The sequence below is a fragment of the Bacillus pretiosus genome (assembly GCF_051294775.1).
Lineage (GTDB): Bacteria > Bacillota > Bacilli > Bacillales > Bacillaceae_G > Bacillus_A > Bacillus_A wiedmannii.
On the sequence record NZ_JBPPHF010000001.1, the window covers coordinates 32,336 to 51,194 of the forward strand.

Consider the following 18,859-nt stretch of genomic DNA (forward strand, 5'->3'; position numbering starts at 1 on the left):
TCATTTTATCGAAAAAAATTCGATGATGCAAGGACTATTAAGTATTGTCTTTTTTAGCTAACTATCGGGTTAGTCACGACGTGGATGCCGTACCAGGTCGTTAATTTAAACACGTAAAAGGTTAGCTGTGCCGATGCAAACAAAAACAGCGTAGACACACATTAAGCGTTCCCTGTTACGTTTGTGTCTAGTCTAGGCGAGGACTGCCATAAAAGGTCTGGACGGTTGCTTGGCGTGTTACGGCACGGATAGCGACGATCATGGAAAGGCGTAATTAGGTTACGAGTAATTGAGGATAACGTCAGTAGTACGATTCCTTCCCTAAGTTTTTCCGCAAGTAGGACAAGCATTACTTGTAGAAAGTTCGTTGTGGGTGAAAACCGACGTTCCAACAGGGTGTACACTACACGGATACCTTAACCCGATAGACCATGGAAGTGACAATGAGCGTCTACTTTATGTCGCTTTAACTATCTGTTTTAGCGATGTAAGGTAGACGTTCTCTGTCCTAGCCGTTGTCCTTACCGCTCATCCCATGATGAAGGACAGAGCGACCAAGGCAAGCGGAAAATACGAAATATATAACGAAGGGAATCGATAAATTTGAGCGGTACGGTAACGAAAGATAAATCGACAGGTAAATGGATGTTTGGTTTCGATAATACGAAGGACCCGATGACTGGGAAGCGGAGGCAAATCCGTAGAAGGGGATTCAAAACGAGACGTGAAGCACACGACGCTATGGTGAAGTTAAAAGCGGAAATATTAGGAGGTGAGCATTCGGACTTATCGAAACTATCATATGCTACGTTTGTGGACGAGTGGATGAAAGAGCGATCATTTCATTTACAAGAGTCTACTTACGAAATTCACAAAATGTATTTAGAAAACGTAATTAAACCTAGAATAGGGCATTTTCAATTAAGGCAGATTGAATCGATACATATGCAGAAGTTTGTTAATGATTTAGTTATTGATGTGGGTTATGCTCCGGCTACCGTTCATATTATTTTTAGGATAGTGAGCGCCTCTTTACGAAAAGCTAAAATTTTAAGATTGATAAGGGATAATCCTACGATAGGGATTACGCTACCAAAGATGAGGAAAAAGCCAGAAATAAACGTATGGAGCTTAGAACAGGTTAATTATTTTATTGATGAGTCGAAGAAAGTTCACCGGCTTACTAGATGTTATATTGTATTTGTAATTGCGTTACTAACAGGTATGAGACAAGGTGAAATTATGGGGTTACGATGGAAAGATATCGATTTTCAGAATCAAATCATATACGTAAGACAAACGTTAACCCAGACCGCTAAAATTAAATTTGGCGCTAAAAATAACGCAAGTGTACGTAATGTGCATTTTCCAGCGAAACTGATAGAAGAACTAGAGTTGCACAAAAAACGAATAGTCGAAGAGAAGAAGTACTATCAACGAGATTACCGGGATCACGGCTTAGTAATATGTACACGTGATGGCCGACCGATGCTACCACGTAATTTGCGAAAAGAATTCTATAACCTAATCGAAAAACTCGGATTACCTAAAATACGTTTTCATGATCTACGACATACGCACGCAACGATGCTAATTCAGCAAAACGTTAATGTAAAGCTTATATCAGAACGGTTGGGGCATACGGATATCCAGACTACCTTGAATACCTATAGTCATGTGCTGCCGACGATGCAGCGTGAGGTGGCGGATAAGCTTGATGAGATGTTTGGGGAGTAGTGAGAAAAAGAGCGCTATGCAAAGCGCTCCAATCATCCCAAGCTACACAACTCTATTTTCTTCTCGCTGATTATCAAACCACCTTATTACTTGTTGAGCAAGAATATCAACACACATAACAAATTCGTAAAGTTGCTCTTTTGGACACTCCATTCCCTTTTTTTCGTAATTAGTTTTCGCATGGGCAAACATATTTCTTGTATTATTGATGGCGGTAGATACTTCTTCAATCGCTTTTTGTTTATTATCTGGAGTGTTAGCTGAAACTAATCGTTTTGTCGCCTTTAAGAAAGGGGGAGCTATTGATAAAATTTCAGAAATATCACAGCAAGTTTGAACTGTTAATTTTATTGCTTGATGCTCTTTTTTGTTATTGCGGTAATCTTCAAATACTTTACCTAATTCAAGTATATACTCTGCATCTGGTTTTAGTGCTTTAGGACTAGCTAGTTTCTTTAAAGCCTCTTCAATTAATTCTTGTTGAATAACTGTTTGAGATACGTATTCTATTACTTTTGTATAATTCAGCATTAAAATTTCTGCATCAGCTGTGGACAATGTAGAATTATATATTTGTAACAACTCTCTAATCCCTTTCCCCTCTAATAAAGGTCGAGCTCTGGAAGGTATGTCATCATCTTCTTCATCATTTGTGTCAGTTAATTCAGGGATTACTCTTTGTGATGTATGTATATTTAATTTAAATGATGATTTTAATTCGAATAGATAAGCCTGTGCTAAATCGTCAATAACGGTTTCATCTATTCCATCGTCACATCTTATCTCTATAAAAATATCCTCGTAATTGAAAGCAGGTATATATTCTGTATACAAATCCTCAATAATAAGAGACATTCCGTAACTAGTTATATCCTCCACAATTTTAATAGTATATTTTTTATTTTTTATATATTGTGTTACGATATCCGGAGCTTGATACCTTGCTTTTAAAATAGAATCATCATGACTATCAATTGGAATTAATGCGACCTTATCTCCTATAAACTTGTAATCATCTATGGTTTTTCTTTTTTTTGCTTCTGATACTACATCTAGCAGCCTTTCGAGGCTAACATTATGATTTTCATATTCATTATTTCCACTATCGAAGTAGAAACTAAATTGTATCTGTCGGTCAACGAAAACATCTTGATCAGTATCTTCCCCGGTATAAAAATAAGATTCTAAATCAAATTCATCATTAGCAGTAATATTGTATTCCTCAAAAAAGGTAAATAACTCCTCTGCTTCATCCTTTAACTTCTCTGGAATAAACTTTATAGACATATATCTCCCACCTTATCTTGAAACGTATCTTAATTATAATGGAATTAAAATGCATATTAAACAAAAAAGGCAGCTATTGCAAGTGACTACCGCTAACTAAGCGAGGTGTAAACGCTAAGGGAGATCGGTAAGAGGACAGAGGGAAGGAAGACGTCAAGTTTAAGCTGAAATAACGAGATAATACATTGATAAAACGGAGGAGGAATTACGGTGATTAGGGATAAGATCGGCCTTGCATATTTCCTTATAATATATAGATAATAAAGAGTGAAATTAGTATAATTGTAGTGAAAATATAAAGGGCATAAAGAAAGGAATTATTTAGATGAATGAATATTACGGGGAACGTCACGGTTTAGCCAATAAGAATAAATATGACCTACGAGACTTAAGGGATTTATTTGTATTATTTCATGATAATTTACGTAAAGATGGGTACCTAATTAAATTCTATGGCGGTAAAGATAGCTGGGGAGGTTTCCATTCAGGTATTTGTGGGGATAATATGGACGTTTTTTGTTTTTCTAAAACTGGATATAAAGGACTCTTGCCAGTAGATTACGGTATCAGATATAAAGAATCTCAAATATTTACTTTGATAGAGATGTTTTATGCATATGTTAACGATAATGATCCTTTTTCTGATGGCGACGGAAAAATAGAGTATAGAAAGCGTATAAACAAAATACTTAACAATTATGGGGAAGGTTGGGAATTGACTGATGAAGGCTATGTGCGTGAATTAGTGGATAATGGATTATCAAATCTTTTAGCACAAGAATACGATGATTCAGATATCTATACTGATATCAGTGAAGCTAAACAAAAATTCCTTAAATATGGAGCAACACTAGACGATAAAAAAGACGCGTTAATCCGTCTAGGTAATATAATGGAGCCCCTTCGTGATGAAATGAAGGCATCACTATCTAAAGCAGATACGAGCGATATTTTTAATCTATTAAACAACTTCCAATTACGCCATAACAATGCTAAACAAAAAACGGATTATGATAAAGAAATTTATTATCCATGGATGTTCTATCAAATGTTAGCTGCGCTAGATGCATTTTTGAAAATCAAAGAGCGAGGGCAATAAAGGCGAGTGATATCTGCCAGGAGTACGGTTATTAAAAAGAGGCTACCTTAATTGGCGGCCTTTTTTGTTTTCCTATAACTGATAGCTAGCAAGGGGAGTAATTAGTGATATTTTACAAAAAAAGTATCTTGTTTATTACACCTATCTATTTTTTATTATATGTATCTTTAATAAAACTAAATGATTTATCCTTTAGATAAAAGCTCAAATGTGGATACTCTAAATTAAATAATAAATAATTAAATAACCCCCAAAATAAACTTTTTACTTTAGTTTCTGAGGTCTCTTTAATCCTCTGGAATATATGTTTTTTAACATTTTTGGGGAGTAAGTTGATAATATCCTCTATTACTCCTTCATCTAAATCCATTTTTAAATCATGTGCTAATCTATTTCTTAAGCGGTTTACTTTTGAAATTGTTTGGTACGTTTCTAATTCAATAAAACCAATACTTCTTATTAGTTCTAGTTTTTGAGAAAAATTAAATATATTCATTTTAGGGGTATTCGGAAAATAATCTACAAGCATCTTGTTCATTATTGATTCTAAATATAAATGACCTTTAATAAAAATATATAACGGTTCTTGATTTTCCATATCACTAAAAAATTCACACATAAAATCAAAGTGTTTATTTATTTTGTTTGTCATTTCCAAGTGATTTTCCCTCCCTCAGACATAAATACCAATTAATATTATTTAATTCTATCATACGAAAAGCACGCAAAAAAGACCGCTTATAGAAAGGGTAATGTCGAAATCGATTCTTTAAATGCTTGAATAAATCTGTTTGTTGATCCTTCCGGCATTTCGCGCGCTTTCTCGAGTTCCTCGTCGGAGTATGACGTTAATTCATATAGAAAGGACATTGTGGTGGGTAATTCATGCACCGGTGCATGTTTCCCGAATCGTTCATACACTCGAATAAATCCACGTAAACCTAACATAACTTAACAAATAAGCGTACTCTCACCGTTATACATTACGTTACATATTATCAGCCGTACGCTCGTGACGCACGTCCATCTCTCGAAACTCACCCTTCACACCAATCATATTAACTTAGTTATGCAAGAATTTATACAGTGCTTATCGGCATGTAAGCCGCTACAAACGTTGATACTACGCATGCATAAAATAAGTAACGGATAAATGAACGATAATAATTGCGCAAACGTTGGTATAATAACGTTTTGAATCGCAGCCGAATGTAACAAAAGATGATTCTGTTACATTGGATATTCGGAAAAATGTATAGAATATGCGAAATTGAATAAGGGGCGGGGGCGTCTTTTTAGTGGCCCGGCGACCAGGCGTGGGAAGAATTGACGAATCGAAAATTTCATCTCAGGCCTCAAATCTTTAAAATATCAGTGTCCTCGTTATGTTTTCTATGTAATAGTTCTTTCCTATGTATTTATAATACTCTGCATATAACATACTCAATTTCGCTGATATTAGTCTAGTAAAAACGATCTTAAAACGTAAGGTATTGACGCCAAAGTTGACGTTAATGGCTCACCGCAATATAAAGTAAACAATTCGAAAGGAAATACGTACTACATTACGGCTAGCCCGACTTATGTGGAAGTACGTTAATGTATCGCAAAGTAAACCGTCTTTGTAAAAGGAAGCGGTTCTTTTTTTATGTGAATTTTTGTTATAATCTATATATAAGGATTTAGGAAGGTGAAAATGAAATGTTAAAAGATAGGGAAGAAAAAAGTTCTCAAAGTGCTTTAATGTCAGTTCAGCAAAAGAGTGAACTTCAATCGCTCCAGAGAGAGTTTGAAAATCAGGTTGTAAATACTACCTTAGAAGCTGTTAAAAACGAATGGAAGATAGCGGTTTACGATGAGGAAACAGTGAGTAAAAAAGTTAAAGATGAAATTAATATAGATACTTTGGAGCTATCAAAAAAAGTAGAAAAGTTGCTAGATATTGATGAGAAAAAGTCTAATGAAGAAATTGCTGTTGAATTATTAAAAGATATTTCAATAAATAGTGAAAGTAAATTCATGAAAAAGTTAGCAACAAAAATGTTAAAAAGGAAATGGTGGGAAAGATAGTGTTAAAACAATTGTTCGGAAAATTGTGGGATAAAATCTTAAAAGTACTAAATAATGAAACCGTCCAAGAATTATTGTGGGAAGTGTTAATGAAAATCATTAAAGTTACAAGGGATAATTGGGATAAAAAGAAAGAGGAAGAAAAAAAGAAGAATCAATCGCAAAATGAACAAACATTTAACTAATTACGTTTTTAATCCCTACGTGTAACCTTATGTTTGAAGTCGTATGTGTTGGACGAGATGGAAGGGGAGTGAATACGAAAAAAAACCGCCTGCAATAGGCGGTTTTTTGCGTTATTTCACTATTTTATCCATTACGTCTTTATATTTAGCGAACTCTTCATCTTTCATATCACCATTCATTTGTAAAAGGAAGTTACCTTTTGCGTATGTATGCGAGAATAACATAGGAGCGGAGTTTCCTAACTCATCGTAATACTTCTTAGCTTTCTCTAAGTCTTCTTTTTTAGTAATCTCGAATAATCTACCGCCTTTATCTTCGCCAAGTGCTGGTATTACAATACGTTTCCCCTCTTTACGTATATTACCAAACTCTTTTTGAGGTAGATCAGTTGGACTTTCCGCTTCTAGCCCAGCGTTTTTAAATTCGGTAATAATAGAATCTACCGTTACCTTCGTTTCTTTCTTTTCTTTTTTCGCTTCTTGCTTTGGTTCAGCGGATGACTTTTCGCCGCCACTACTACACGCGGTTAAAGAAGCTAATGATAAACATAACGCCCCAACAATCAATGTCTTTTTCAAAGTGAACCCTCCCTAAAATACATTACGCATTTAATTATAACAATAAATGTATATATTTTCCTAGTGATATTCAAATTCGAAAAGGTTCATTTTAGATCAAATATGTTATATCGTCGTTTTTCTCCATAAAAAAGAACGCTATTATTTAGTAGCGTCCTCCTCATCTTTTACGATTAGTAGTAATTCATTCATATCGGTAATATTTAATTTATCTGCGATCTTCTCTAGCACTTCTTTCGGGTATCTTTTCATTTTTCCGCTCGTTAGTTCACTTATTGTTCTTGTAGATAATCCATTATCATCATCGATTAAATCCTTCTGATCCATACCACGAGATTTTAATATGTCACGCAGCTTAACTTCTATTCTTTTTGCCACTATGTATCACCTCTTGTCTATATTATATAGTCTAAGTAGAATTACGTAAAATGTAATTTTAGGGTTGACAGTTACGGTAAACGTAATTTATGATATAGACATCAGTTACGGTAAACGTAATTAAGGGAGGGGAAATGAGAAAATGCAATTCCAAAATATCGAAGAGATAAAGGTAAATATCACGGTGGAGAACGGAGATGGATCGAAAGTAACGTTTGCTGAGAAAGCCTTTAAAATCACGGATAAGCACGTTCTATCTATATATGAGGACGGAATTTCAATTGAAGAGTTTACTTATGGAAATAACGATGAAATTATTCTCGGCGCAACGATATTAGATTTACAAGGGGATTTAGACGAAAGTTTGGTCGATATTACTCAAATTGGAAATATAACGGCACTTGATTTTCTACTTGCACTTGCATCGATTAAAAAGGATATCCATTAAGGGAGGCGTTGAGGATGTTCGCAAAACTAAACGGTTACTTCGGGCTTGAAACGTTATCCGATCGCATCTACTATTATGGTGTTTTTGGCGTAGGTGGAGCTTTATTTTTAATCAATATGGCGATTGCGTTTATTTTGTAAATTCGAAAAGGTGAGTCGTTAGGCTCGTGTACTTTAGGCAGGTACATGAGCGGCGGCTGAAGTGGTGTGTTAAGGTGGTATGGAGCCTTAAGGTTGCGCCTTATGGTTGTATGTGACTTTTCGTCATCGGCCTATAAATAAAAGGAGGGAACAGAAATGGAGAAGATCACTATTAATTTTCATTATCAGGATGTAGATGGATTAAAGGAATCGAAATATGAAGCGTATTTATTATCAGATTCGGTATATTATGTGTTTGATGGGGAAAATCTAACGTTCCGAGAAATACCATTGCGAGAACGAGGTAAAAAGGAGTTAACGATTTACGATTCAGATAGTTACAGAGCGGTCGAAATTTACTGTAGAACGGCAATAGAAAATATACACGAAATGAGCGCCGCAGAATTTATTGAAGCGGTACTAGAAGGACAGAATTAAACCAGCGGCAACTGGTCGAAAAACAACCCCCGGGCAAGGCAGACGAAAACAACGACGGCAATTTTATATATAGAGCGAGTAAAGAACGTGCGGCCTACACACGTTCTTTTTTGCGTTTAATTAATCGGAAAGTGCGCGAAGTCGAAAAGTCATGCGTCCTACTTTGTATAAGGTAAAAAATTATAAAAAAGGAGAGATAGATTATGAAAAAAATTTATGAGGTTGTACTATTGGAAAACGGAGAAGAGAATATTGTTGATATTCTACGTATTGAAAGCCAGGAAGAATTAGAAGATAGAAAATCTCACTTGGCAAAAGGCTATTCGATAAGGGGATGTAGTTTAAGTTCGGATGAATTAATTGATTTTCTATTAATGATAAAAGAAATTGAAGAAGATGTTGAGTATATCGGCAGAGTCGGTGTTGATAGTGGGCAACTTTTAATTTCTGATCCATGTTACGTAAATGAAAAATTAGAACCGTTTGAATCCCTTAATAACCATAAACAGGTATTAAATGGACTAGCGCTTGCTTTTTCTTTTGCTAAAGGGGATGGAATTTACGGTGTTTATGCTAAAAAAGATGAAAAAGGACGTATTTATAAAATCGAAATCGAATAAATGAAGCGGCTTCGGCTGGTATCTCAAGGAAGCATCGTTTTATAACGGTGCTTTTTGTTTAATTCGTTAATCACTCCATAGTGACTTAGCAAAACTGGGGCGGAGTAACACAAAACGCACACTTTTACTATTAATTATATAAGCGGATGTGCACTTTTTAAATAACGTTTAAAACCAATGAGTAATTTTTACGCATTAAAAGAATAAAACCTTGCGGCTATAGTTCCGGCTAACGCCTCCACTTCGCCGCTACTATCTCTATTAATTCTATTATCGATAAATAAATACTTTATCGGTGAAGTAATAAAAGAGAGTGTAGCAGACGCCGTTAGGCGGATGCAGGGTCTTATGTATTACAACGGTATTAATACAAAATATTGGAGGGCGATGTGTAATGTTAAACGAAGTAATGAAAGAATCTAAGCAACAGTTAGAGATGGCAACGCCTCACGAAGTAAACGGAGAATCGGAAGTACTTGTTCAGCGATGGGAGTCAGAAATGCGTAAACATGGCGCTAGTCTACCGACACCACAAGACTTTATGTTCGCATATCACACGTTTGAGGCGTGGAATCATTCGAAAATACTAGACAAGCCTATTGTTATCGCAGCACCTCCTGGCTTCGGGAAGTCTACTATGTTATCGGTATATTTACGTTATATGGTCCGAGAACATTCCGACACATTCGGGGTAATAATCGTAAAGGAACGCATCGAGGATATGGAACGGTTAGCTGATTATATAAATAGTGAGGAAACCCAAAGAACAGCGGGATTATTGCGTAAGAAAAAATATGCTTATGTAATAAAAGGGTACGACGAATCTATCATGACGCGTGAACACTACGAAGAACAATTCACAACACAATCAAACTACAACATCGTTATTATGACCACAAAACAATTTGAACTCCAGGTCTTAAAAGATAACTTAAACTCATTTGCATCATTTCGAGATGATACTGACAGCAAGCGACCCCGCCGTACATTAATTATCGATGAAAAACCAAGTTTGACGATACCTTATCGAATAACTTCCGCTGATTTGAACGATTTAGTTGACGATATTCGAAAGGCAAGTAGTAAGTCGGGGCAAAAGTTAAAAAGGTTCTATGGGAGGGCATTACATTTAATTAATAAACTTCGTACGCAAATTGAATCACCCGAAATAGCAAATATCTCTAAAGTTAACCCTGTGGATCGTTTGTATTTGTTACCTCGGGAGTTATTACACCAATTTACCGCTGTACACTCGATTGAGAAGTTAGTGAATTTACGAGCGTTTGAGCATATCGTAAGAACAGGTGGACTAGTTTCACTTTTCCGAGGCGATGTAATAGTCCAATCAACGTTAAAACTTCATTACGAATGGACTCAATTTAATAGTTTTGTATTAGATGGTACAGGTAGAATCGATCCCGAGTATACAGGAGATAATTTTTATTTAATGGAGCCGAACGAGAAGCCTAATTACTCAAACGTTACTTTCCATATTTGCAACGATTTTAGCCTTTCGAAATCTAGTATCGAAAACGATCTTGATGCTTTAGATAGTATTGCTGATGAATGTAAAAGAATAGTTGAGAGTCGTGAGGGGCAGGTTCTTATTGTCACATATAAAGCACATAGTGAGGAACTAGAAAAGCGACTTGTTGACGAAATTGAAAGCGGTAAGGTTATTATGAAACATTTTGATGGTGGGCGAGGTTCCAATCATTATGTTACGGCTGATTCAGCAATTTATATTGGGAACTTGAACAAAGGCGGTCTTTATTATCCTTCAACAGCCCAAGCGACTGTAGGTGATCGCTTAAATATAGAATTATCTTGCGAGTATGACGTGAATAAGAAGAATGGTCTAGTGTATCGTGATCCTATCGTGGAGGAATACAAAAAGCTAGATATGGCGGTTAATATGGTACAGGAAACGAACCGACTTCGTGCCAATCAGAAGCAAAATGAAGTACATTTCTACGTATTTAATAAGGATAACGACATGATTAAACACATTACGGATGCTTATCCGCATTGTAGGACGATAAATTACGTAACAGCAAATAAATTAACGGGAAAGAAAACGTCTGAGGACGCATTAATCGAATACTTTGCGGGTATGCCTAGCGGTCAAGAAATTAAACAGGCGGCAATACGTAATGAGTTAGATATACATCGTAATACATTTACAAAAATTCTTCAAAAAGAACGTGTTCAAATGACTTTAAAGACTCACAGTATTACTAGAAAAGGTAATAAATATATAAAGGAGGTAGTTTAATCTTAGAATATGTGACCGAAATATAAAACCGTAAATTATAACTTCCAAAATGTCGTTTTACGCACCTATAAGGTAGGGAAGATAATTTTTTTTTGAAAAAATACTAGCACAAAATGGTGTTTTAGACACCTATAAAGGGGATAGACTTTTCGTAAAATAATTTGAAATTATAATTTGCTTTTTTGTCTTTTACGCACCTTATAGGTGCGAGAGGAAGAAATTTATCATAAGTAGTACCATTTTATACTGTTAGTTATCTATGCATTATGAGGGGACATAAAGAGGTAAACGTAATTAAAAATGGATTAGAGTACTAACAAATACGTAATATTGTATCAGGAATAGTGAGAAATACATCTAATTTTTGATGGCTCAGTTATCCTATTAAGTGATCCCAATTTTTTTTGGAAAGACTACTATTTTTTAACCTCTTAGTCACCTATACCTTATAGTCGGACATTTTATCGAATACTATTGCTTTTTGCCCTATTAGTTATCTATACGTAATGTAGATTCTACGAAATTAATTACCGTTTGACTATTGTATTTCAGAACGTTTTGCGGTTATACGTATTGAAGAGAGTACTAACTTTTATATCATTTTGTATCCTATTAAGTGAGAAATCCTAATCAAATTTTGAGGTAGTACCGACTGTAAGTAATTATTGTCGTTATTATATAAATTAATTGTTCTAATTTCTAACGCATTCGTTTTGCAAATGTTTAAAGGGCGCTTCCTTAGTGGAGCGTCTTTTTCTTTTACCTTCAATGTGAAGTTTTGGAATGAAAAGATAAAAGTTTATAAGAAAGGGGTTGAATTGGATTGACAATTGACGGCAAGTTGGTTCGTTTAATTCGTTTTGATGAGGGATTAACACAAGAAGCTTTTGCGAAAGCATTGGGCGTAGGATTAACTACGATTGCTAACGTTGAGACGGAGTATCGTCCGGTTTCTAGTTCGTTAAAAGTAAAGCTAATCCGTACGTTTAACTTAACGGACGCTAAATTGGAAGAATTGAAAGCGATAGAAAAGGTGGTTTTTTCATGAAATCAAATCCAACTTTTAGCAAATGACGCATTATCTCGCAAATCAAGTGTGATAGGAGAGGTCGAATGAAACAAATGAAAGAAGCAGTAGCAATTATATTTTTACGCAGCCATCCCGTAGCGGGTTTAGCGGTAAATTGGCACGTTGTTGATAAAGAATTAGGCGAGATCATTCATAATGACGCGTTCAGCCGATACCAATTCGAAATCGTAGACACGATGCATAGCGTTATGCAGGAAATCATCGGCGTGTGTAACGAAGCTGATTTACGCCTAGTTGACATCCAATTGAAACGGGGGTAAATGATATGAAACAAGAAGTCTACCGTGAAAAAAGTAATATCTTTATCGGCAACCAACTACAAGAGGAAACGGAGACTGTTGTTTATTACAACGACAGTAGTTTCGAAATATTACCACCGGAAACAACTTCAAAAGAAGAAGAAGATGAGTAAACCACGCCATATAAGGCGTTAAATATAAAACATTAGGAGGAATTGATTTATGTATAAAGACGTTTTTATGCTGACAAATGAAAATGTAGAAGGGCATTACAAGCAAGAGGGCTATATCTATACGGTGAAAGAGGAGACGGCTGATGAATTGATCAAGCAGAAGAAAGCTTCAGCTCCATATGACTACGGACTAACTCATTGGCGTGATAAAGCGGACAAGCTCAAAGAAGACTTCCAAAAAGAGTTAGACGCAATTAAAACGAATTCTCGCCTTACTGACATCGCTAAAAAAGAAGATATCCGTGCATTAATCGAAAAATATGACGGAGAATTTGCAGTTACACAACGGCTATATAAGGAGGATATCGAATCACGTTTAGCGGATGCTAAAACCGAGGAAGGCGTCGTAGCACTTAAAACTGTAAGTCGATTTGACTCTGAGAGGGTTCGCCAAGAGGCAGGAATCATCGTTACAGAATTAGTCATGGCAAGTAATTTAAAAGAAGTGGCTTCTTATATGGAAGGGAAGTTACAGTCCATTGATCGTGAGGTAGCACGTGAGGTATTGTCTCAATTCTCTAGTATCAAAGGAACATTAGACGATTTAAAAGGAAATACAGCGATGGAACGAGTGCAGGGAGCAACTAAGATTCGAGGTATTTATGAAGATTTAAAACATGCGGCAGCTGATGAGGTCCAAGTAAAAGCGAACTCTAAGGTAGCAATGTATTCAGCTGTTAGAGATCATCGCAGTGACTTGCTATGGAAATGGAACCAAACGAAAACCGCAGTTGAGTCGGCTCAAAAGAGAACGGTATAAAACTAGTTTATTAGGGCGCTTTCGAAAATGAAGGCGTCTTTTTAATACAAAAAATTAACGGAAAAATAGGAGGAATTTTATTTATGGGAATCGCACATATCGAGGCATTTCAGCCCCAAGAATTAAAGCTATCAGTTGAAGAATTGCTACACAATACGCCGCCAACTTTTGCGGATAAAGTATTACCGGACGTCGAATCGTTTGACACCCACTTCGCTTTTGACGTTGTTAGCAATACGAAACATATCGCCGGATTGATCGGTTTTGGAGCAGAGCCGCCGGTAATGGATAAATCCGCGGTCGCTTCTAAAATTGGCGAAGTTGCAAAGATGGGATTAAAGAATATTTACACGGAAGAGGAGTTACTGGAACTAATGACTCCGCGTAGTGAGGGCGAAAGGGCGAGCGCTATTAAAAAGATGTTAATGAAGAACGTCGATATTATTGGTGCGTTGCAGTTACGTATTGCCCTAATGAAATTAGAGTCTGTGATGAAGGGGGAAATCCGATACAACCAAAACGGAGTTAAAATGCACCTTGACTTTGGTATTCCGGAAGGGAACCGCATTGCATTACCAAAAGATAACGATTGGACTGATCCATCGCACGATGTAATTAACGATATTGAGGAATGGCTGTGGAAGTACGAGGATGTGAACGGTGAGCGTCCGGATTTAATTGTCATTCCGCCAGAGGTAGCGAAATTACTACGTGCTAACCAAGGTATTCGTGCAGAGGTTGCATATTTGGAGAATGGTCGTTCTGATATTCCGGTACATGTGACTAATGAGAAAATACAAAAAGTATTCGATGCGTTTGAATTACCGAAGTTGGAGTTTTTAGAACGTCGAGGTGTTATAGCACGCAACGTTTATACAGGCGAAGACGAACAATTTGAATACGCATTGCCAAACCGTATTGTTTTCGTGAAAGAACGTGCTGGCGAATGCGTTTATGGCCCGACCGTAGAGAACGGATTTAAGCCAGGATATTGTTTACAGATTTATGATAAACAAGAGCCTATCGAAAGTATTCAAAGAGGCGTCGTTGCAGCTTTACCGGTAATTAAGAAACCATCTTTAGTAATGTTTGCAGACGTGGTTAATAACGAAGAGCTTACGCAATAAAGCGTGAGTTCTTTTTTATTTTATAAAAATTTAGGAGTGATTATATGAGTACAGTCAAAAATTTAGCTGAAATGGAACAAATTGCATTGGGTTTAATGAAGACGCCAGGACCTCCGACAATAAAAATTCAAGTTGGCAGGTTGCTAGAATTATTTGGTCAAGAATCTCAAAGAGTTATTGAGTTAAATCAAGCTTTAAGCGGTGAACTAGATGAATTAGAAGCACTACGAAAATTCATCGAATCTCAGGGTCTATCAGAGAACTTTGAAGCGTTCCGGAAGATCGGATGTAGATAAATATGGCTACGAACAGAATTGAGGTACAACTTTTAGCCAATATAACTGATCTACAGCGTGGAATGCAACAAGCTACGCAAGCCGTGCGTAATTTTCATCAAGCGGTAAGTCAGCCGATAAATATACCGGCGCCTAACATGAGTGGTTGGAATTCCGCAGTCCAAAGCGCTGGACAACAAGTACAACAATTGAATAATCAAATGCGAAACGTAACACCGCCTTCATCACCAAATATGAGCGCTTGGCAATCTACGTTTCAGAACGTGGGAAATCGAGTGCAGGAAATGGGACATCGAGTACAACAAGCAGGGCAGACGGTACAGAATTCTTTTGCACCAGCTGCCACCGCATCGGGATTTTTTCTAGGGCGTATGGTGAAAGACGCAATGAACTTCGAATCTGAGACTCGTAGAGCGGCCATGTTAACAGGTGGTAGCTATAACAAAGTTAAGAAAGATATTTTAGAGATGGCGACCACTTCGGTGTACTCAACTGGGCAAGTAGCCCAGGCATATGCCGAATTAGGAGCGAAAGGATTTGACGCAGCAAAAGCAACAGCCGCATTACCAGGAGTACTTGTTGCCGCAGCCGCTTCGGGCGAAGACCTTGGACTTGTAGCAGATACAGTTACGAGTGCGCTTAACGCATTCGGGTTAGAAGCAGATAGGAGTGGCCATGTTGCTGACGTTTTAGCACAAGCGGCCAATCAGTCGGCAGCAGGCGTATTAGATATGCAATACGCCTTTAAGTACGCGGCAGGTCCGGCAGCACAGTTAGGTATATCAATGGAAGAACTCGCAGCTTCTGTCGGTATTATGTCTGATAATGGTATTCGTGGAGAGACGGCCGGTACAGCGTTGCGTGCATCTTTACTCCGTTTAGTAAAGCCACCAAAAGCCGCTGCAAACGAGTTGAAACGCCTAGGGGTAACCGTTACAGATCAACAAGGAAACATGCGTCCCCTAAGTCAAATTATAGGTGATTTACAAAAAGGCATGGAAGGTATGACAAAAGCCCAAAAAGGAGCGGCGTTAGCTACCATCTTCGGGACTGAAGCTGTTTCCGGTATGATGGCACTAGTTTCAGCAGGTCCTGATGCTATCAATAAGATGACAGACGCCTTAGTAAAAAGTGATGGGGCGGCAGCCGCTGCAGCTAAAAAAATGAACGAAGGTTGGGCGGGCGCAATAAAAGAAATGTTGTCAGTAGTCGATACCGCATCAAAAGCTTTTGTTGACGCATTAGGACCCGCAATTATCCTCGTCGCAAACACGGTAAGAGACTTAGCGAATTGGTTTACAAACCTCTCTAAACCGATGAAAACAGTCGTTGCAACTACAGCGGTAGCAATAACCGCGTTTTTAGCAATAGCTACTGTTGTTGGGATAATGATAAATGCTATAGGAGCCACCTTACTAGTATTCGGTAAATTATTTTTAGTTATAGGTAAGTTGGGTTCAATTATTGGTGTGCTAGTAGAAGGGGTAACAATTTTAGGTACTGTTATCGCAGCGCTTTTAGGTCCTGTAGGTATAGCAATTGGAATAATAGCTCTATTAGGTGTAGCGCTAATTCAACTATACAAACATAACGAGACGGTCCGTAACGCAATGAATAGTGCGTGGGAATCCATTAAAAACGTTACTGTTTCCGCAGTACAAGCAATGAAATCGGCTCTAGACTCATTTGGTACGTATCTTGCGACAATCCCTGCTAAATTTTCAGCGATGGGCGTTGCGATAGGTGCTTTTTTTAGTTCTGTAACCGCTAAGCTAAGTGGGATCGGACAGAGTATAAGTGGAGCTTTCGGTTCAGCTATTGAAGGTTTAACTGCCAAGTTTTCGGGTATGGGGGCAGCGATTTCACCAGTTGTAGCTTTTATAAAAGCATCGTTCTCATCAATCGGTAACACAATTGCTACATTAACACCGTTAATCGTTCGTTTAGGGTTAACGTTTTTAGGTGTGTCTGGACCTGTCGGTTGGGTCATCGCTATTGTTGCTTCATTAGGTGCTACGATTTTCAAACTCGTAAGCACAAATGAACAAGCGAAATCAGCGTTGATGTCAGCGTGGGAGTCGATAAAAGGCGTCTTTAGTACGGTTGCTTCTGTAATCATGCCGATTATCACTTCGTTAGCACAAGGCTTTATCGATGCCTTTGCGCCACTAGCACCTGAGTTTCAAAAGACAGGCCAAGTAATCGCAGAAAGTTTCGCTACTTTAGGACCAGCACTCGCTGAATTAGGAGCGGCGTTCGGTGAGCTTGGTTCAACAATTGCGAGCCTATTTGGTGAAGTTGTAAAAGCCGCGGTACCAATTGCGACTGAAATGTTCACTGGATTTGGTCAAATTATGCAACAGGTTATGCCGATGGTAACTGATCTTATTCGTATGTTCGCAGATACAACTATCCAAATTATGCCGATGATAAGTGAGGGTATCCAATTTTTATCTCAAATGTTTTCTGAGTTTGCAACTACGGTTTTACCGGTATTTATCGAAGCATTTCAAACTGGATTCCCAATTATTCTACAAGTTGTTCAAGCTGCATTTAGTATAGCTGGAATGTTGATACAAGGGTTTGGAGAAATCCTGACAATTATCGCTACTTCAGTTATTCCGATTATTTTGCAAGCAGTCCAGGCTGTTTTCCCAGTAATTGCAGCTATCATAAGTGCTGCAATATCGGTCGCGATCCCGATCATTCAATTACTAGGTCAAGTAATCTCTATCATAGCAACAACTGTGATACCTTTGATCTTACAAATTGTTCAAGCGGTCTTTCCAGTAATAGTTTCGATTATTCAAGCGGCAATCCCGGTAGCAGTTGCAATTATTCAAGGTTTAGCAACGATTATAACTGGCGTAGTAATTCCTGCGATCCAATTTATTTTATCAGTTGTTCAAGCGGTCTTTCCAGCCGTTATGAGCATAATTACATCTGCGATTGGGATTATAACCAATATCATAAAGTTATTTACTGCAGTTCTACAAGGAGACTGGAGTGGGGCATGGAACGCGGTGAAAGGGATAACCTCAAATGTAATGTCACTAATCGGAAACATAATCCAAGGAGCGATAAATTTAATAAAAGCGGTCGTGACTTCTGGATTAAATTTAGTGCAATCTGTTTTTTCTAGTGTTCTATCCGCAATTAGTTCTCTAGTAAGCTCGATTTTCTCAGGTATAGGTTCGGTGATTTCATCAACAATGTCCGCAGCAGGTAGCATCATTTCCGCAATGTGGAATGCAGCAAGTTCCGCTACATCTAGCATCCTAAACGCTATTTATAACACTGTAACTCAAATCTTTAATAATGTGACGTCATTCTTAAGCGGAATCGATTTAGGGAGCATCGGTCGTAATATGATGCAAGGACTATTAGATGGCATAAGCGGCATGGCGAGTGAAATCTGGGGGAAAATAACAGACATTGGTAACGGTATTAAAGATAAGTTTACAAGCATATTATCGATTCACTCTCCTTCACGCGTTTTCCGTGATTACGGTATATATACCGGCAAAGGTTACGTAAATGGTATTGACGGAATGAAAAGCGCAATAATCAAAACATCGGAGAACATGGCGGATTGGATGAAGCCGGAAATGTTAGCGGTGGATACAGGCTCCGTAAATACAGGCTTAGCGAAAGCCGCAACACCTTCGGTGTATGCAACGGATGCTGGGCGTAAAGCTAGTACGGATGCAACTTCGAACTTCCAACGTGAAATGACGATTGAAAACGTAATTATGATGGACGGTAGGGAAATCGCAAGATCAACAAAAGGATACTTAGACAATATGCGTATGCAGGACGTAAGTATCCAATCATATTTATTAGGAGACAAGGGGTGAT

Annotated in this window: 20 protein-coding genes and 1 pseudogene; 17 read left to right on the forward strand and 4 right to left on the reverse strand. The window is 37.6% G+C overall.

Annotated features, from left to right (window positions below):
* The first annotated feature begins 603 nt into the window (after positions 1–603).
* Positions 604–1,737: a site-specific integrase gene (locus ACSG5Z_RS00200; protein ID WP_435710358.1), complete on the forward strand. Its 1,134-nt coding sequence runs from the start codon at positions 604–606 to the stop codon at positions 1,735–1,737.
* Positions 1,738–1,779: 42 nt separating this feature from the next.
* Here ACSG5Z_RS00200 and ACSG5Z_RS00205 read toward each other — a convergent pair whose 3' ends face one another.
* Complete coding sequence (locus ACSG5Z_RS00205; protein ID WP_435710359.1) at positions 1,780–3,024, reverse strand: hypothetical protein; 1,245 nt, start codon at positions 3,022–3,024, stop codon at positions 1,780–1,782.
* Between the two features lie 325 nt (positions 3,025–3,349).
* On the opposite strand from ACSG5Z_RS00205, the gene ACSG5Z_RS00210 reads away from it, so the two are divergent.
* Complete coding sequence (locus ACSG5Z_RS00210; RefSeq protein ID WP_435710360.1) at positions 3,350–4,123, forward strand: hypothetical protein; 774 nt, start codon at positions 3,350–3,352, stop codon at positions 4,121–4,123.
* Positions 4,124–4,268: 145 nt separating this feature from the next.
* Here ACSG5Z_RS00210 and ACSG5Z_RS00215 read toward each other — a convergent pair whose 3' ends face one another.
* Positions 4,269–4,781 (reverse strand): hypothetical protein, encoded by a 513-nt coding sequence (locus tag ACSG5Z_RS00215; RefSeq protein WP_435710361.1) that lies wholly within the window; start codon positions 4,779–4,781, stop codon positions 4,269–4,271.
* An 834-nt stretch (positions 4,782–5,615) separates the two neighbouring features.
* On the opposite strand from ACSG5Z_RS00215, the pseudogene ACSG5Z_RS00220 reads away from it, so the two are divergent.
* The 3 genes and pseudogenes from ACSG5Z_RS00220 to ACSG5Z_RS00230 form a co-directional block, all read left to right on the forward strand.
* A pseudogene (locus tag ACSG5Z_RS00220) lies at positions 5,616–5,723 on the forward strand (N-acetylmuramoyl-L-alanine amidase); the annotation flags it as partial.
* A 101-nt stretch (positions 5,724–5,824) separates the two neighbouring features.
* A complete protein-coding gene (locus tag ACSG5Z_RS00225) occupies positions 5,825–6,193 on the forward strand; it encodes a hypothetical protein (RefSeq protein WP_435710362.1) in 369 nt (122 codons plus the stop codon).
* On the forward strand, positions 6,193–6,378 hold the full coding sequence (locus ACSG5Z_RS00230; protein WP_435710363.1) for a hypothetical protein: 186 nt from the start codon (positions 6,193–6,195) through the stop codon (positions 6,376–6,378). The genes ACSG5Z_RS00225 and ACSG5Z_RS00230 overlap by 1 nt, the downstream gene beginning before the upstream one ends.
* Positions 6,379–6,489: 111 nt before the next feature.
* Here ACSG5Z_RS00230 and ACSG5Z_RS00235 read toward each other — a convergent pair whose 3' ends face one another.
* Positions 6,490–6,957, reverse strand: coding sequence for a stress protein (locus ACSG5Z_RS00235; RefSeq protein ID WP_435710364.1), 468 nt, complete (start codon positions 6,955–6,957; stop codon positions 6,490–6,492).
* Between the two features lie 141 nt (positions 6,958–7,098).
* Positions 7,099–7,335, reverse strand: coding sequence for a helix-turn-helix domain-containing protein (locus ACSG5Z_RS00240; protein ID WP_435710365.1), 237 nt, complete (start codon positions 7,333–7,335; stop codon positions 7,099–7,101).
* A 142-nt stretch (positions 7,336–7,477) separates the two neighbouring features.
* On the opposite strand from ACSG5Z_RS00240, the gene ACSG5Z_RS00245 reads away from it, so the two are divergent.
* From ACSG5Z_RS00245 to ACSG5Z_RS00300, 12 genes are all read left to right on the forward strand, one after another.
* Complete coding sequence (locus ACSG5Z_RS00245) at positions 7,478–7,783, forward strand: hypothetical protein (RefSeq protein WP_098646295.1); 306 nt, start codon at positions 7,478–7,480, stop codon at positions 7,781–7,783.
* Between the two features lie 14 nt (positions 7,784–7,797).
* Positions 7,798–7,923, forward strand: coding sequence for a DUF3961 domain-containing protein (locus tag ACSG5Z_RS00250; protein ID WP_435710366.1), 126 nt, complete (start codon positions 7,798–7,800; stop codon positions 7,921–7,923).
* A gap of 156 nt (positions 7,924–8,079) precedes the next feature.
* The gene (locus ACSG5Z_RS00255; protein ID WP_435710367.1) at positions 8,080–8,361 is read left to right on the forward strand and encodes a hypothetical protein; all 282 of its coding nucleotides are present in this window, start codon (positions 8,080–8,082) and stop codon (positions 8,359–8,361) included.
* Between the two features lie 203 nt (positions 8,362–8,564).
* On the forward strand, positions 8,565–8,981 hold the full coding sequence (locus tag ACSG5Z_RS00260; RefSeq protein WP_435710368.1) for a hypothetical protein: 417 nt from the start codon (positions 8,565–8,567) through the stop codon (positions 8,979–8,981).
* Positions 8,982–9,375: 394 nt separating this feature from the next.
* Positions 9,376–11,256, forward strand: coding sequence for a hypothetical protein (locus ACSG5Z_RS00265; RefSeq protein ID WP_435710369.1), 1,881 nt, complete (start codon positions 9,376–9,378; stop codon positions 11,254–11,256).
* A gap of 823 nt (positions 11,257–12,079) precedes the next feature.
* Positions 12,080–12,304 (forward strand): helix-turn-helix transcriptional regulator, encoded by a 225-nt coding sequence (locus tag ACSG5Z_RS00270; RefSeq protein WP_435710370.1) that lies wholly within the window; start codon positions 12,080–12,082, stop codon positions 12,302–12,304.
* Positions 12,305–12,369: 65 nt separating this feature from the next.
* Entirely contained in the window at positions 12,370–12,606 is a 237-nt protein-coding gene (locus ACSG5Z_RS00275) for a hypothetical protein (protein ID WP_305455556.1), read from the forward strand.
* A gap of 5 nt (positions 12,607–12,611) precedes the next feature.
* On the forward strand, positions 12,612–12,758 hold the full coding sequence (locus ACSG5Z_RS00280; RefSeq protein WP_435710371.1) for a hypothetical protein: 147 nt from the start codon (positions 12,612–12,614) through the stop codon (positions 12,756–12,758).
* A gap of 49 nt (positions 12,759–12,807) precedes the next feature.
* Positions 12,808–13,578: a hypothetical protein gene (locus ACSG5Z_RS00285; RefSeq protein WP_435710372.1), complete on the forward strand. Its 771-nt coding sequence runs from the start codon at positions 12,808–12,810 to the stop codon at positions 13,576–13,578.
* 83 nt (positions 13,579–13,661) lie between these two features.
* Complete coding sequence (locus ACSG5Z_RS00290) at positions 13,662–14,705, forward strand: major capsid protein (protein WP_435710373.1); 1,044 nt, start codon at positions 13,662–13,664, stop codon at positions 14,703–14,705.
* 44 nt (positions 14,706–14,749) lie between these two features.
* On the forward strand, positions 14,750–15,001 hold the full coding sequence (locus ACSG5Z_RS00295; RefSeq protein WP_435710374.1) for a hypothetical protein: 252 nt from the start codon (positions 14,750–14,752) through the stop codon (positions 14,999–15,001).
* A 2-nt stretch (positions 15,002–15,003) separates the two neighbouring features.
* Entirely contained in the window at positions 15,004–18,858 is a 3,855-nt protein-coding gene (locus ACSG5Z_RS00300; protein WP_435710375.1) for a phage tail tape measure protein, read from the forward strand.
* Position 18,859: the final 1 nt, after the last annotated feature.